Origin of the sequence: Thermococcus sp. GR6 (assembly GCF_012027415.1) — an archaeon.
GTDB classification, from domain to species: domain Archaea; phylum Methanobacteriota_B; class Thermococci; order Thermococcales; family Thermococcaceae; genus Thermococcus; species Thermococcus onnurineus.
The window spans coordinates 250,235-265,429 of sequence record NZ_SNUM01000001.1 but is presented as its reverse complement, the minus strand read 5'-3'; the positions used below and the strand labels follow the sequence as shown (position 1 = coordinate 265,429).

Sequence of the window (15,195 nt, the reverse complement as noted above, 5' to 3'; positions counted from 1 at the left end):
ATGGATGAGCTGATTAATAGGGTCAACTGGGAGAAGAACGGCGGAATCGTTCCCGTAATCGTTCAGGACACGAGGGGAGAAGTTTTAACGCTGGCCTATATGAACAGAGAAGCATTGAGGAAAACGCTTGAAACGGGTTATGCCCACTACTACTCGCGCTCACAGGACAGAATTAGGATGAAGGGGGAAGTCAGTGGCAACGTCCAGCTCGTGAAGGAGGTGAGGGTAGACTGCGACAACGATGCGTTGCTTTTAATCGTCGAGCCCAAAGGACCTGCCTGCCACACGGGGAACTATTCCTGCTTTTACCGGAAGCTTGGCGAGCCTGAGAGGATAGCAGAGAAGATAGACTACTCGCTCACAATCCTAAGAGAGCTTGAAGAACTGATAAAGCAGAGAAAGGAGAAGCCTCTCGATGGATCTTACACCTCAAAACTCTTTGCTGAAGGGAAAGAGAAGATTTACAAGAAATTCGGGGAGGAAGCCATCGAGGTTCTCGTCGCAGAGGACAGGGAAAGGATAATCTACGAGACCGCTGATATGCTCTACCACCTCTTGGTTCTCCTAGCCTACAACGGCATAAATTTGGGCGAGGTTATGACCGAGCTGAGGAGGCGCAGGAAATGAGGATTAGACCTCTTGTTAAATCCTTCCAGCCATATAAAGTCTTGGAGGGAGATTACAGGATATGGCTTGACAAGAACGAGAATCCCTTTGATTTACCACCCGAGATAAAGGAGGAGATTTTTGAAGAGCTAAAGCGGGTTCCCTTCAACAGATACCCTCACATCACTGCTGACCCGCTGAGGGAAAGAATAGCAGAGTTTTTAGGGCTTGACAAAGAAAACATAATCGTCGGAAACGGGAGTGATGAACTGATAAGCCTAATTTTGAAGCTCTTTGATGGGGATCACATAGTCATAAGCTCCCCCACCTTTGGGATGTACGGCTTCTTTGCAAAGTTCGAGGGAATCAATTTAATCGATGTCCCATTGGATGAGAACTTCAGACTTCAGAACGTCGAGGAGTATGCGGAAAACGCCAGGGCACTCTTTATCTGCTCCCCAAACAACCCCACAGGCAACACTCAGGATAGAGAAAAAATAATAAGCGTCCTTGAAACCGGTGCTCCTGTCGTTTTGGATGAAGCGTACGCAGAGTTTGCAAAGGGCAACAACGCAGATTTAATCAGTGAGTACGACAATTTAATAGTCCTGAGGACGTTCTCAAAGGCCTTCGGGCTTGCAGGAGTCAGGGTTGGCTATGCAGTCGGGAGTGAAGAGATAATAGACCACCTCCATCGAATCAAACCGCCCTTTACTCTAGACTCCATCTCAATGAAGATAGCAGGGCTCATGCTCGACCACTACGATCTAGTCAAACGGAACATCGATTACATAATCAAGGAGCGTGAGCGAATTTATCGGAAGTTCAAGGACTACGCGTATCCGAGCGAGGCCAACTTCATCCTGATGAAGCTTAATGCTTACGAATTTTTACTCGAAAAAGGCATCGTGGTGAGAAAGCTCGGCGGAAGATTGACGGGGCACATAAGGGTTACCGTCGGCAAAAGGGAGGAGAACGACGAGCTGATTGGGGCGTTGAAGGAGTTCATGGAGGGGAGAGGATGAAGTGGATCATCTTCGACGTTGACGGCGTTCTGATTGACGTCCGCGAGAGCTACGACCTAGCCACAAAGCTCACGGTGGAGTACTTCCTCGGACTCTTCGGAATTAAGAAGAGAATCAAGCTAGACTGGATAAGGAAGCTTAGACGGAAGGGAGCTTTTGGTGATGACTTCAAGGTCAGCGAGGCGCTGATACTCTTTGCGATAGCCGGAGACGTTGAAGGGCTCATAGAGGAGTTTCCGGAGGGCGAAGGAATAAACTGGGTTCGCGAGAGGTTCGGGATTGGACTCTTCAACGGGAGCATTGAGCAGGTTTTTAACACATTTTACCTGGGCGAGCACTACCCGGGAAGGCTCTTCGATTTCGACGGCCTCTGGAAGAGGGAGAAGCCAATAGTAAGGACGGAACTGCTCGAGATGGCCAAAAAACGGTTCAAGCTCGGTGTTATAACGGGGAGAAGCGCCTTGGAGCTTGAGCTGGCGGAGAAGCTCATAGACTTCCACTTCGAGAAGGCTGTGACGAGGGAGCTCTACGTGAAGCCCGATCCGAGGGCAATATGGCACCTCACCCGGGGTGAAGACGGGGTTTACATAGGGGACACCGTGAACGACGAACTGCTCGTGGAAAACTACAGAAAGGAATACGGAAGGGATTTTGACTTTGTCTTGATTGGAAGAGATATTGAAAACGTTAATGAATTATTGGAGAACTTATTGGGGTGATCAGATTGAAGGTGGCGGTTATAGGTGCCGGAACAATTGGTGGGGCGGTAGCAAAGGCTCTGGCCGAAGCTGGCCACTCAGTAATCGCAACACGGAGGAGCGTCGAAAAGGCCGAGTGGCTGGAGAAGAACAACGTCAGGGTAATAAGGAACAACGTTGAGGCTGCCGAATGGGCAGAGGTAGTTTTTATCGCGGTCAAGCCAAACAAAGTGCCTGGAGTCCTCAGAGAGATCAATAAAGCAATAGACGGTAAGCTTGTAATTTCACTGGCTGCGGGAATTCCCCTTAAAAGCCTCAAACGACTAGCACCTAAAGCCAAGTTCGTGAGGGCAATGCCCAATATAGCCATCTTAGTCAAGGAGTCATTTACAGCATACACATCGGACGGGCTGAGCGAAGAGGATATAGCAATCGTTGAGAATCTTTTCAGCTCATTTGGAAAGTGCCTTAGAGTTGATGAGGAGCACATGGATGCCATAACTGGTTTAAGTGGTTCAGGACCGGCCTATGTTTCCGTGTTCTTGGAAGCAATGATTTATGGTGGACTCAGGGTGGGTCTTCCGAGGGATGTTGCAAAGCTCGCCGCAGCGCAGACCTTGCTCGGGACAGCGAAGCTTCTCTTAGAGAGCGAAAACCATCCCGCGGAAATCAGAGACATGGTTATAACGCCAGGAGGAACCACAATAGATGGTATCTTTGAGCTGGAGGAGGGAAAGATAAGAACGGCAATAATGAAGGCCGTTGACGCTGCGACAAAGAAATCTAAAATACTCTCAGTAGAAATCAAAAAGTAGTCTTACTTTTATTTTATTTCTCAAGCATATAACTCATTTTTGGTCTTTTCGAAGATTCATAACCAATAGTAGGAGCCAGCGATTACCTCCAATACATGCCGAAAATTGCCATATACTCACATATGTACAGGATATTAGATCATAAAGGACGTATTTTATGTAGAGCCGTGGCTATCAATAACATATATATACTATTACTACCAAGTTCCTTATTAGGTGAGTAGTTTTAGGTGAACATAATGGAGAGAATATCTACAGGAATAAAAGGACTTGACAAGATGCTTGAAGGTGGACTAATCCCCGGGAGAACGTACCTAGTTAAAGGTGGCCCGGGAACGGGAAAAACCACTCTCACCATTCAATTCCTCACCGAAGGCGTGAAAAACGGTGAAGACGTCCTCTACGTGACACTTGAGGAGTCCCTTAAAACCTTAAAGGAGGATATGTCAAAGATGGGGTTTAACTTGGACGATCCCAAATTCGATGCAATAGATGCAACCCCTGTTACAGACATGACACACAACATCTTTGCTGGCACATTCTATGAGACGTTTGGAAAGAGTTTCGAAAAATTAATGAGCTCAATTCAAGACAAAGTTAAATCTAAACATTATTCAAGGGTGGCTATTGATCCTTTAACAATGCTGAAGCTCACAGTGAAAGACGAACTGGATTACAGGACAACGTTCATAGGTTTCCTGAAGTCACTATCCGAGCTTGGTGCCACTGTCATTTTAACCTCTGATTTAAAGACCAGTGATGTGGAGGAGTACCTGGTAAGTGGGGTCATAGAACTTAAGACCCTTGAAGTAAGCGGGCGGATACTTAGAGGGATTATAATCCGGAAATTCCGAGGAAGCTCCTTTGATGAACAAATTAGACCCTACAAGATAACCACTGGTGGAATTAGGGTTTATAATAATGAAAACATCTTCGTTGAGTGACTGAAAATGAAAACGGGAATAAAAAAGCTCGATAAATTGCTGGGCGAAGTCCCTGAAGGCAGTATGATCCTAATAGAGACGGTAGGTACTTTGGGCGAGGAGATAGCGGTAAGTATGCTACAGACCAACAAGGAAAACGCCGTGGCGTTTGTTACACCCCAGCTCAGGGAAAAGTTCGAGAAACGCTTTGATCTACGAGAAATAGAGATGGTAGTTCTTGGACGGGACATGTATCAGGAGGAACTTTATAAGATATCCTACATTCTCAGAAACGTCCCAGAAGGCTCAAGTGTAGGATTCTTCCTTCTTCACCCACTCCTCGTTTTCCAGTCTTCGAGCATTGTGTTCAGACTGTTTTCAGAACTCGTTACGATAGTTCAAGAAAAGAAGGCAGTCATGGTAGTCCTCCTTGACAAAAGGCTCATCAACAGCAAAAGCCTAGCCGTGTTCGAGAACTATGCCACCCATGTTATAGATATTATTGAGGAAGTTGATGGATTCAAAATAACCCGCGGTCTCAGGATAAAGAAGTCCCCCAGGGGAGGAACAGATTTTTACGAGTTCGATATCATAAATGGAGAAGTCATTATAGGTAATCCGATTATATAAACCCACTTCGATGCACTTCACTCTCGGAACAGTAACGTTGGTGCTGGTGGTCTATACCGTCTGCCCTTTCCCATGTCCAGATTTTCAAAGAAATGGAAAGGACTGGTGGCTCTACAGCCAAGGGCAGCAGTTTTTATCTCCATTGAGTTTTCGGTTTGCTCTTAGACACGCACATAGAAGAGAACGTGCCCGCAGTGCCCGGTATAGCCAAACTGTCACTCTACACAACCGACAGTTTCCTCTACGTTGGGGGTGACTTGCTCCTGCTCGCTATTGTGGAACTCATATTCCAGTAACGTCCAGCGGCAGATTTTTAAAAGAAAGGATAAAGCGACCAATATGCTCTACCTGGAGATACTCGGAAACCTTCCAGAGATGGCCAGGGATGAAGTTAAGGCTATGCTCGAGCTCTCGGGCGGTGAAATAGCGGGTCAGGATTATCTGTTCCTCAAGCTCGACGCCGATGAGAAGGCTTTCCCCTACCTGAACCGCCTCGGCCTGGTCCATGAGTATGGGGAACTCTTAACCGAGGCCAACTCCCTAGAGGAACTCCTGGAAAAGGCCAAAGAAATTGAGTGGCCGATAAGCAGAACCTTCAAAGTGGACACGGAGACCATGGCTAACTGCAGGTACGACGTTACCGACCTTCCGAGGAAACTGGGGGCGGTGATACACGGCAAAGGTTTCCGTGTGAACCTTTCGAAACCGGACACCCTTGTGAGAGTCTACTGCGGTGAAAAGCTCTATGTGGGGATAAGATACCGCTTCTTCGACCCCAAAGACTTCGAAAGGAGAAAGGCCCACCACAGGCCGTTCTTCCGGCCGATTTCACTCCATCCAAGGATTTCAAGGGCGCTGGTGAACCTGACGAAGGCGAGGCATGAAATTCTCGACCCCTTCATGGGTGCCGGCGGGATTCTGATGGAGGCGGGCTTAATCGGCCTGAAGGTCTACGGCGTTGACATAAAGCCAGAAATGGTGGAAGGCGCAGAAATGAACCTGAGGCACTACGGAATAAAGGACTACACCCTCAAGCTCGGCGACGCGACAAAGCTGGAGGAGATTTTTCCGAACAAGAAGTTTGAAGCCGTAGCAACGGATCCGCCCTACGGGACTTCGGCAACTCTCGCCGGAAGGGCTAGGGACGAGCTTTACAGGAAAGCCCTGAGGAGCATCTACAACGTCCTTGAAGACGGCGGCAGGCTGGCAATAGCGTTCCCCACGAGCTTCGATGGGGAAGCCGAGGCTGAGAAGGTCGGCTTTAAGCTGGTCGGCAAGTACTACCAGCGTGTGCACAAGAGCCTGGAGAGGTATTTCTACGTTTTCAAAAAAGAATAAAGCTCAGTCCTCAAGCCAGATCTCAAGCCTCTGCTTGCCCTTTCCGAGGCTGGAGCGCTTGAGCTTCTTGAGGTGTCCTATCTCCTTTATGTCCTTCACGTGCGTCCCGCCGCAAGGGATGATCTCGAAGTCCCTTATCTGAGTGTATCTCGTCTCTCCTTCCCACCATATCTTCATCTCGCCGCCTTCGTCGACGTATTTGTTGAACAGCTCTATGATCTTCTCCTTGTACTGGTTAACGTTTTCCGGATAGAGGATGTCGTACCTACCTTTCTCAGCGCTCATCCCGCTGCCGTAGAGCTCCCATTTACCCTCTCCGAGAACATCATTGAGGACGTGCTCGAGGAGGTGCATGGCCGAGTGGATGCGCATGAGCTTGTACCTGTAGTCCCAGTCTATTTTGAGCTCGACCTCGTCACCTGGCTTGAACTTCTCCGGCTCAGCAACGGCGTGCCAGACGTTTCCAGCATCGTCCTTATAGACGTCCAGAACTTCGACGCCGTTTATCGTTCCTCTGTCGTGGGGCTGACCGCCGCCAGTAGGGTAGAAAATCGTCTGGTCAAGGAGGAGTGCACCCTCCCTAATCTCAAGAACCTTCGCTTTTGCTTCCTTAAGGTAGGCGTCCTCATAGTAGAGCTTCCTCGTCATTCAGACCACCTAAAAAAGTTGGAAAGCAGGTTTAAATGAATATCGAAAAGAAAGAAATTCTCAGCGCTTCTTCCAGATGAAGATGGCAAGACCTATAAGCACCAACGCACCAACGATGCCCGCTATCTGGACAGTGCTGAGGCCCTTCTTTTCCTCGGGCAGGGTGTACCTTACTGTGGCGGTCGTGTAGTTGGCGAGTAAGGCCTTAACATCCTCTACTGGGGCACCGTAGCGGAGGAAGACGTTCGAGGTGATTTTTATCGTGTTACCCTGAACGACGGTAGTCAGGGTGAACCTGTTGCCGTTCAGGTCTTCGCTGATGTTCTCAGGAACCTCGAGGATCTCCGAGCCTTCCGGAAGGTTGATGGTTAGATAAAGGGTGTGGTTCACTTCGTATTCAACCCTGTCCGTTAGGCCGTTGGTTATTGCCATCGTCGGGTCAAAGGAATAGACGTAGGAGCCGTTCTCAAACTTGGTGAAGTTCCTGAGCATGTACTCGGCGTCGATGATGAGCGGAGCTTCGGTCTCGTTGAGGCCGAGGATGGTGACTCTGCCATGGTCAACAAGGGCACCCTGATAGCCCAGTGCTATTGAGTAGGTTCTCAGAATGTACTCTGTGACGTTCTGAACACCGTAAGCGACTATCTCTGCCTTCCTCGCGACAACCTCGGAGAGAGGCTCAACGTATTCGTCCCTCATGTGAAGCCTGACGCTGCCGTTGGCATAGACGTCAAGCGTAACGTACTCGTTCATAACACTCCTCTGATACTGCTCCTCGCCCTTATAGGGGGCCTTATAGCGAATGTAGGAGTCCTGATAATCCCCAAAGAGCGCCTGATAGCCCTCCGGCGGGAGGAAAGGCTCGAGGTAGATGTAGGACGTTATTATAACCGTGTTCCCATGAGCTTCGGCCGTTACAAAGAACCTGCTCTGGTTGTACTGCTTTGCGAAAGGCTTGGGATAGCTCAGAAGGGTCGCATTTTCAGGGAGCCTCACAACGAAAGTGTTGTTCATCTCGATGGCGAATGGGAGACCCGTGTCCGGGATGGCAAGGGTTGCGTAGCCCCTCGTGGGGTCGACCTGAACCTCCCAATAATCACCGTAGGAATAGTATTTGGCGAAGTTGAGGGCTATGGCGTTGAAGACAATGGTAATGTTGTCTCCGCTCTCTATTCCATAGGATTTTATGCTCTCGTTGACGAGCTGCATGCCGGACTGGGTGAGGCCCTCAACGTACCTCTTGAGCTGCTCCTGTTCAAACTTCTTGATGGCATCTTCAACGGTCATGTTGCTCTGGTTGGTCTCGTTGAGTATCATCTCAATCTGCTTTGCGATTTCATCCTTCGGTTCAGTCCAGACAACCTTCATGGTTATGTTGGCGCTCCCGTTGGGAAAAACCTGGATCATGAAGACGAAGTCCTGCTTGTATGTCTTCGGCTGAAAATCCTCCGCAAGCCCGAAGTTCGAGCCGATGAGAGGGGTTAGCAGAATCGCGGCAAGAAGCACCGCCAGCACTCGCTTCATTACACATTACCTCCATTCTATCTGTGCTGGTAGTTAGCGCCACTTTGGAGTATTTAACTTTATCCCAGAAAGGCCAGAAGAGAGGGCCATCTAAAACTGGGAGAAAGTGAAAAGAGCAGAGAGTTCAGCTCGTCCACTTGGAAGAGTCCATTTCGCCCTCGGTCTTGGCGACTATGGTAGTTCCAGCCAGATCGCCGGTGACGTTTACCATAGTTCTGCCCATGTCAAGTATTGCGTCGATTCCGAGTATCATGGCATAGGCCAAAGCTACAGGACTTCCCTCCACGAGTTCGAGGCCAACGCTCTGGAGCACCATGGCTAGCATTATGGCCCCCGCACCAGGAACGCCAGCGGTTCCAATCGAGGCAAGTACAGCCGTGAGGATGACCACGAGTTGCTGCTCAAGCGTCAGCGGCTGACCTATTGCGTTCGCAACGAAGAGCACCGTGACACCCTGATAGAGCGCCGTTCCGTCCATGTTTATCGTCGCGCCAAGGGGCAGAGTGAAGGAGAATATGCCCTTGTCAACGCCCATCTCCTCCTCGGCAACGCGCATTGTGACGGGTAAAGTTCCGCTGGAGCTCCTAGTAACAAAAGCAGTAATCATAGCGTCCTTGGCCTTCTTAAGGAACTTAAACGGGTCGATGCCGAAGACCTTGAGCAGGACGCCGTAGACCAGGAGTATCTGGAGGATGAGGCCAAGATAAACCGCTACGACAACCTTGACGAGTGGTCCGGCGACGTTCGGGCCGAACTGGCCGATGACGTAGTAAATCAGAGCAAAGACACCTATTGGAGCGTACTGCATGACACCGGCGACTATCTTGTACATCGCCTCGGCGGCGGCATCCATAACTCTGAAGAGCGTCTCAGCTGAGCTTCTGATCCTTTCATCTTCACTGTTCATGAGGTAGCTGATGGCTATTCCAAAGACTATGGCGAAGAATATCGTAGGCAGAACCTGGCCGCTTGAAAGGGCTGCGAAGGGGTTGGTCGGGACGATGTTGAGGAGCGTCTGGACGAGCGACGGAGCCTCTGCCTCTATAGCCTTTCCAGAGCCGGTTCCGAGCTCGATTCCAGTTCCTGGCTTGAAGAGGTTGCCCATCAGCAGGCCAAAGAACACTGCGAATGCCGATGTGGCCAGGTAATAGAGGATTATCTTGACACCAACCCTTCCGAGCCGCGATGGATTGATACTGGCGGCGCCAACTATCAGTGAGAACAGTATTATGGGCATCACTAGCATCTTCAGGAGTCTCACAAATAGGTCTCCGAGCGGCTTTAGGGCTGCTGAATACTCTGGAAGCAGCATGCCGAAGATAACACCCAGCACGAGCCCAGCGAGGATCTTGTAAAGCACAGGAATTTCAAGATATGTTCTCAATACCCCCCTTCCCATTGGCTTCACCTCTTTAAGAATGACGTCGAAATAGCATTAATAGCGACATTATATTAACTTTTACCAAAAAAAGTTGACAATATGACAGAAAATCGTGGAAAATTTAGAGAAATCTGAGAGAAACGTCGCCATGGAGCACCCGCACTCTGCCCTTTGGTGTTTCGAGGATCAGCGCGCCATCCCCATCTATATCCATAGCCCTGCCAACGAGTTCTGTTTTATCGTCGATTATCTTGACTTCCTTCCCGAGGACAATGCTCCTCTCCTTCAGCGCGGATATTATCTCAGCATATCGTCCATTGAGAAAGAGTCTGTACCAGTGGTCGAGATTCCTAATAAGGGTGCGGAAGACTTCTGACAGGGAAACCTCACGGCCGAGGAACTCTCTCATCGAGGTCGCCATTTTCCTGAGCTCCTCAGGGGCGTCGTTGTTCACGTTTAGGCCTATCCCGAGAATAACGAACTCCCCGATCCTTCCCTCAGTAAGAACTCCGCAGATTTTTCTCCCGTTTACCCAGACGTCGTTGGGCCATTTTATACCCGCTTCAATTCCAAATTTCCCGAGAGTATCGACAACGGCCAAGGCCCCGATGAAGACGAGCTTGGAAAGGTGCTTGGGCTCAGCCTTGGGCTTCAGGATGACGCTCATCCAGAGGCCTCCCTCTGGGGAAACCCAGGTGCGACCTTTTCGCCCTTTTCCGGCGGTCTGTCTGTCCGCTACCACCACCGTCCCCTCACGCTCGTCCAGAGCGATGAGCTTGGCGTACTCGTTGGTTGAATCTACTTCATGGAGGTGAATTATTTTACGGCCGATAATTTCACTCCCCAATCCCGACATTAAACCACCGGCGGAACTTCTCATCCTGGACTTAAACAACTTTCCATCAAGGAAAACCTTAAATCCCCCAAACCATATATCACTCAAGGTGATTAGTATGGATGCATACCAGAGTATTGGGATTAGGAGAAGAATGAAGAGGTTCTTCCGCAGAAACGGAAGGGCGCTCATATTTGCGATGGACCACGGCTTCGAGCACGGACCGACAGATTTTGAGGAGCACTGGGAGCACGTGAACCCGAAGATAATCATCAGAAAGGTTATGCGCGCCGGCGTTGACGGCGTCATGATGCTCCCTGGCCTCGCCAGGTTCGCCAGCGACGAAGTGAAGCCTGACAGAGGATTGATGATAAAGCTCACCAGCAAGACCAACCTCAGACCAAAAGATGAGCAGCTCCTCCAGAGCCAGCTCGGCTACGTTGAGGATGCCATCAAACTCGGCGCCGACGCCATAGCGGCGACTGTTTACTGGGGCAGCCCGCAGGAGGACGTTATGATGCGCCAGTTCGCCGAGATAGCGAGCTACGCCCACGACATGGGCTTCCCGGTTGTGCAGTTCGCCTATCCGCGCGGCCCGTACATCAACGAGAAGTACGGCAAAAAGGAGGACTACCGTGTTGTTATGTACGGCGCGAGGGCGGCCGTTGAGAGCGGTGCGGATATGATAAAGACCTACTGGACTGGCTCGAAGGAGACCTTTGCCAAGGTAGTCGATGCCGCAGCGGGAGTCCCAGTCCTTCTGAGCGGCGGCGCTAAGACGGAGAATCCAGTTGACTTCCTCAGGGTGGTTTACGACGTCATCGAAGCTGGAGGGGCCGGTGCCGTAGTTGGCAGAAACATCTTCCAGCGCGAGAACCCAGAGCCTCTCATCAAGGCCCTTATCAGGGTCATTCACCGCAATGAAGAGCCGGAAGAGGCTGCCAAGGCTGAGGGGCTTCTCTGAACCCTCTTCTGCTCATTCTTTTCGACGTTTGTCGTGATATATCTCCTCTAACGTCGGAACTTTTTTAAGGCAACTAACGTTTAGGTGGGCATATACTAAGTGACCAACAAGAAGGCAGGTGATCACAATGGTGGAAATAGTGGATACCACATTTAGGGACGCACACCAATCGCTCATAGCAACGCGCCTCAGGACAGAGGACATGCTTGCCGTAGCTGAGAAGATGGACAAGATAGGCTTCTACTCCATGGAAGTCTGGGGAGGAGCAACCTTCGACGTCTGCATTCGCTACCTCAAGGAAGACCCCTGGGAGAGGCTCAAACTTTTGAGGGAGCACATAAGGAAGACGAAGCTCCAGATGCTGCTCAGGGGGCAGAATGTCGTTGGCTACCGCCATTACCCGGACGACGTCGTCGAGAAGTTCGTTGAGCTGGCCCACAAGAATGGCATCGACATTTTCAGGGTCTTTGACGCCCTGAACGATGTTAGGAACATGGAAGTTGCGATAAGGAAGGCCAAAGAAGTGGGTGCTGAGGTTCAGGGTGCCATAGCTTACACAACTGGACCAATCTTTACCCTTGAATATTACATGAAAAAGGTGGAGGAGCTCCTAAAGCTGGACGTCGATGTAATTACCATCAAGGACATGGCAGCCCTACTGACACCCGAGAAGGCCTACGAACTGGTGAGTGAGATAAAGGAAACCTACGGCATCCCAGTTAATGTTCACACCCACTCGACCACTGGAATGGCCGTCGCGACTTACCTGAAGGCTGTCGAGGCCGGGGCAGACTTCATTGACACAGCTATAAGCCCCCTCGCCTTTGGAACGGCCCAGCCTGGGATACAGACGATATGGCACGCGCTGCCCAAAGCAGTTGGCTTCCACCTCGACAGGGAACTCATTCATCAGGTCTCGCGCTACCTCAAAAAGCTGCTTGAAGAGAGGTACTACGGCCTGCTCCACAAGGAGGCCCTCATGGTGAACCCATACGTCTTAAAGTACCAAGTTCCGGGGGGAATGTTCTCCAACCTCATAGCCCAGCTCAAGGAAATGAAAGCTCTAGACAAGCTCGACGAAGTTCTCGAGGAGATTCCGCACGTGAGAGAAGATCTGGGATGGCCGCCACTGGTGACACCAACAAGCCAGATAGTCGGCACTCAAGCTGTTCTCAACGTACTCTTCGGAAGATACGAGAGGATAACCAACGAGGTCAAGAACTACATCAAAGGCCTGTACGGAAGGCCTCCGGCAGAGATAAACCCCGAGCTGAGGACGAAGGTTCTTGGAGATGAAGAACCAGTATCAGCGAGACCGGGGGAGCTTCTGGAGCCTGCATTAGAGAAATGCAGAAAGGAGCTTGAAAAACTCGGTTATCTGGAGAAGGAAGAGGACGTCCTCACATACTGCCTCTTCCCGCAGGTTGCACTGGAGTTCTTCAAAGCAAGAAAGGAGGGAGTCAAAAAACCGGAAATTCCGAAGACGGCCCAGAAGTTTAAGCTGTACATCGACGGTGTTGAATTCGAGGTTGGCATTGAAGGGGTTGACCTGAGCGCCCTCAAGTATCTGCCTCAGATAGCAAGTGCTGGTACTCCCGCCCCAGCAGTTCCGAGTGCTCCAAGCATCCCTGCTAGCGTCCCGACTCCGGCTCCCGCTCTTGTCCCAGCATCAGCAGCACCAACTCCAGCGCCAGCAGGTGAGGGGGTTGTGACTGCGCCAATGCCGGGTAAAATCCTTAGAATACTCGTTAAAGAAGGCGATCAAGTCAAAACTGGTCAAGGACTACTCATCCTCGAGGCAATGAAAATGGAAAACGAAATCCCAGCACCAAAAGACGGAATAATAAAGAAAATCCTCATCAAAGAAGGCCAAACCGTCGACACCGGACAACCACTAATCGAACTTCAGTGAGTGAAAAAGACTTCTCCTTTCCCCATTTTTCATAGTCATTCCGCCTAAAGGTTTTTTCTCAGAAACAGGGGTAGTGTTTCTAACTTTTAGTTGAAAAGCGAAAAATTTTCAGTCCATTGCCGAAAAGCATTTATATGAACACAATTTTACACTACTGCGAAAACTTCCTCGGAGGTGCAACCATGAACTCCGCTGTAATAATATTGATAGCGGCTGCCATATACGTTGTGATGTACATGGCCTACGGAAGAAAGCTACAGAGTAAAGTCGTCAAGGCCGATCCCAACAGACCCACCCCGGCACACAAGCTCTACGATGGGGTTGATTATGTCCCAGCACACCCAATGGTTCTCTACGGCCACCACTTCGCTTCAATAGCAGGTGCAGGACCTATCGTCGGTCCAGCCGTGGCAATGGCCTGGGGATGGTTGCCAGGACTCCTGTGGGTCTGGTTCGGAAACGTCTTCATCGGTGCTGTCCATGACTATCTGGCATTAATGTCATCGGTACGCTACGATGGTAAGTCCATCCAGTGGATTGCCGGAAAGCTCATGAGCAAGAGAACCAGCATGGCCTTTGAGCTTTACGTTTGGTTCGCTCTGGTACTTGTAATAGCGGCATTCGCAGCAGTTATATCCGGAATTTTCGTTGGAACTCCAGAAGCTGCGACAGCCTCGCTGCTCTTCCTGGTAGTTGCTGTGATCCTTGGATACCTCCTCTACAAAGTGCAGATAGACTTTAAAGTCGGTACAATCATCGGAATAGTACTTCTCATCATAGCAATATGGATTGGCTTCCAGTTCCCGATAGTCGCCAGCAAGCAGACCTGGTACATCGTTCTTGGACTTTACATCATCGTGGCCTCCTCACTGCCGGTCTGGATTCTGCTCCAGCCGAGAGACTACCTGAACGCCTATATCCTGTGGTTTGGCCTTATCCTTGGTGGTCTGGCGTTCATAGTTGTCGGCATTAAGGGTGTTGGAACCTTTACAGCCCCAGCCTTCACCACCTGGTCTGCCAACGTCGTCGGTGGCAAGCCATCGCCGTTCTGGCCAACAATACCGCTCGTCATCGCGTGCGGTGCGCTTAGTGGATTCCACTCCATTGTCGGTTCTGGTACCACATCCAAGCAGCTTGACAATGAGCTTCACGGCCTTATGGTCGGCTACGGCGGTATGTTCACCGAGGGCTTCCTCTCAACCATCGTCATAGCTTCCATCGCCATATACGGACTCCAGGTCTTCCAGACCATGAACATCCCTGTTGACGTCAACAACTGGGGACAGCAGTATGCCATCCAGGTCGTCAAGAACGGAATAAAGGTCGGAATCTTCTCCAAGAGCTACGCCTACGGTCTTGAAGATGCATTTGGAATCCCGTTCAAGACCGGCGCAGTCTTCGCCAGCCTCTGGGTCTCGGCTTTCGCTCTCACGACCCTCGACACTGCTACCAGGCTTGGCAGGTTCGCCTGGCAAGAGATCATGGAGATGGTCCACGGACCCGAAATCCTCAAGAACAAGTGGGTCGCATCAATAATCCTTGCCATTTTCGGTATCTACATGGCCTGGGGCGGAAGCTGGCTTATCATCTGGCCGGCTTTCAGCGGTATGAACCAGATGCTGGCAAGCATTGCGATGATGACAGCTTCCCTGTGGGTTGCAAAGGTTCAGAGGCCAGAGGGAGCATGGAAGTGGGCAGTAGTCATCCCCGCGCTCTTCCTGTGGATTACAGTGACAGCAGCACTTGTCTGGTTCCTTGTCGTCATCAAGCCTGGATTCTGGGTGTCCCTCATCACCGTCGTCGGCCTGCTCCTCAACCTGCTCCTCGTCGTCGACTGGTACGCCGCCTGGAAGAAGCCGGCCGAGGAGTACGCGACCGCTTGAGTTCTTTCATTTT

14 protein-coding genes are annotated in these 15,195 nt (G+C 50.6%); 10 read left to right on the top strand and 4 right to left on the bottom strand.

Features of this window, described 5'->3' with window-relative positions; translation table 11 throughout:
* The 7 genes from hisIE (at window position 1) to E3E32_RS01485 (ending at window position 6,035) form a co-directional block, all read left to right on the top strand.
* Complete coding sequence (hisIE, locus tag E3E32_RS01515; protein ID WP_167729889.1) at window positions 1–627, top strand: bifunctional phosphoribosyl-AMP cyclohydrolase/phosphoribosyl-ATP diphosphatase HisIE; 627 nt, start codon at window positions 1–3, stop codon at window positions 625–627.
* The gene (gene hisC / locus E3E32_RS01510) at window positions 624–1,631 is read left to right on the top strand and encodes a histidinol-phosphate transaminase (protein WP_167729888.1); all 1,008 of its coding nucleotides are present in this window, start codon (window positions 624–626) and stop codon (window positions 1,629–1,631) included. The genes hisIE and hisC overlap by 4 nt, the downstream gene beginning before the upstream one ends.
* A complete protein-coding gene (locus tag E3E32_RS01505; RefSeq protein ID WP_167729887.1) occupies window positions 1,628–2,350 on the top strand; it encodes an HAD family hydrolase in 723 nt (240 codons plus the stop codon). The genes hisC and E3E32_RS01505 overlap by 4 nt, the downstream gene beginning before the upstream one ends.
* A gap of 5 nt (window positions 2,351–2,355) precedes the next feature.
* The gene (gene proC, locus E3E32_RS01500) at window positions 2,356–3,144 is read left to right on the top strand and encodes a pyrroline-5-carboxylate reductase (protein WP_167729886.1); all 789 of its coding nucleotides are present in this window, start codon (window positions 2,356–2,358) and stop codon (window positions 3,142–3,144) included.
* Between the two features lie 239 nt (window positions 3,145–3,383).
* The gene (locus E3E32_RS01495; RefSeq protein ID WP_167730875.1) at window positions 3,384–4,088 is read left to right on the top strand and encodes an ATPase domain-containing protein; all 705 of its coding nucleotides are present in this window, start codon (window positions 3,384–3,386) and stop codon (window positions 4,086–4,088) included.
* A gap of 6 nt (window positions 4,089–4,094) precedes the next feature.
* Window positions 4,095–4,697 carry a hypothetical protein gene (locus E3E32_RS01490; RefSeq protein ID WP_167729885.1) on the top strand — a complete coding sequence of 201 codons (603 nt, stop codon included), beginning with the start codon at window positions 4,095–4,097 and terminating at the stop codon, window positions 4,695–4,697.
* Window positions 4,698–5,036: 339 nt separating this feature from the next.
* The gene (locus tag E3E32_RS01485) at window positions 5,037–6,035 is read left to right on the top strand and encodes a TIGR01177 family methyltransferase (RefSeq protein WP_167729884.1); all 999 of its coding nucleotides are present in this window, start codon (window positions 5,037–5,039) and stop codon (window positions 6,033–6,035) included.
* A gap of 3 nt (window positions 6,036–6,038) precedes the next feature.
* Here the strand turns inward: E3E32_RS01485 and E3E32_RS01480 are convergent, their stop codons facing one another.
* The 4 genes from E3E32_RS01480 to E3E32_RS01465 form a co-directional block, all read right to left on the bottom strand.
* Window positions 6,039–6,683 (bottom strand): alanyl-tRNA editing protein, encoded by a 645-nt coding sequence (locus E3E32_RS01480; protein ID WP_167729883.1) that lies wholly within the window; start codon window positions 6,681–6,683, stop codon window positions 6,039–6,041.
* 60 nt (window positions 6,684–6,743) lie between these two features.
* Window positions 6,744–8,207, bottom strand: coding sequence for an exodeoxyribonuclease VII small subunit (locus E3E32_RS01475; RefSeq protein ID WP_167729882.1), 1,464 nt, complete (start codon window positions 8,205–8,207; stop codon window positions 6,744–6,746).
* Between the two features lie 124 nt (window positions 8,208–8,331).
* On the bottom strand, window positions 8,332–9,606 hold the full coding sequence (locus tag E3E32_RS01470; RefSeq protein ID WP_167729881.1) for a dicarboxylate/amino acid:cation symporter: 1,275 nt from the start codon (window positions 9,604–9,606) through the stop codon (window positions 8,332–8,334).
* A 103-nt stretch (window positions 9,607–9,709) separates the two neighbouring features.
* The gene (locus E3E32_RS01465) at window positions 9,710–10,444 is read right to left on the bottom strand and encodes a biotin--[acetyl-CoA-carboxylase] ligase (RefSeq protein ID WP_167729880.1); all 735 of its coding nucleotides are present in this window, start codon (window positions 10,442–10,444) and stop codon (window positions 9,710–9,712) included.
* Window positions 10,445–10,541: 97 nt separating this feature from the next.
* On the opposite strand from E3E32_RS01465, the gene fba reads away from it, so the two are divergent.
* The 3 genes from fba (at window position 10,542) to E3E32_RS01450 (ending at window position 15,182) form a co-directional block, all read left to right on the top strand.
* A complete protein-coding gene (gene fba, locus E3E32_RS01460) occupies window positions 10,542–11,387 on the top strand; it encodes a class I fructose-bisphosphate aldolase (RefSeq protein ID WP_167730874.1) in 846 nt (281 codons plus the stop codon).
* Window positions 11,388–11,514: 127 nt separating this feature from the next.
* Window positions 11,515–13,299: a pyruvate/oxaloacetate carboxyltransferase gene (locus E3E32_RS01455; RefSeq protein WP_206203388.1), complete on the top strand. Its 1,785-nt coding sequence runs from the start codon at window positions 11,515–11,517 to the stop codon at window positions 13,297–13,299.
* A gap of 182 nt (window positions 13,300–13,481) precedes the next feature.
* Window positions 13,482–15,182 (top strand): carbon starvation protein A, encoded by a 1,701-nt coding sequence (locus E3E32_RS01450; RefSeq protein ID WP_167729879.1) that lies wholly within the window; start codon window positions 13,482–13,484, stop codon window positions 15,180–15,182.
* Window positions 15,183–15,195 lie beyond the last annotated feature (13 nt).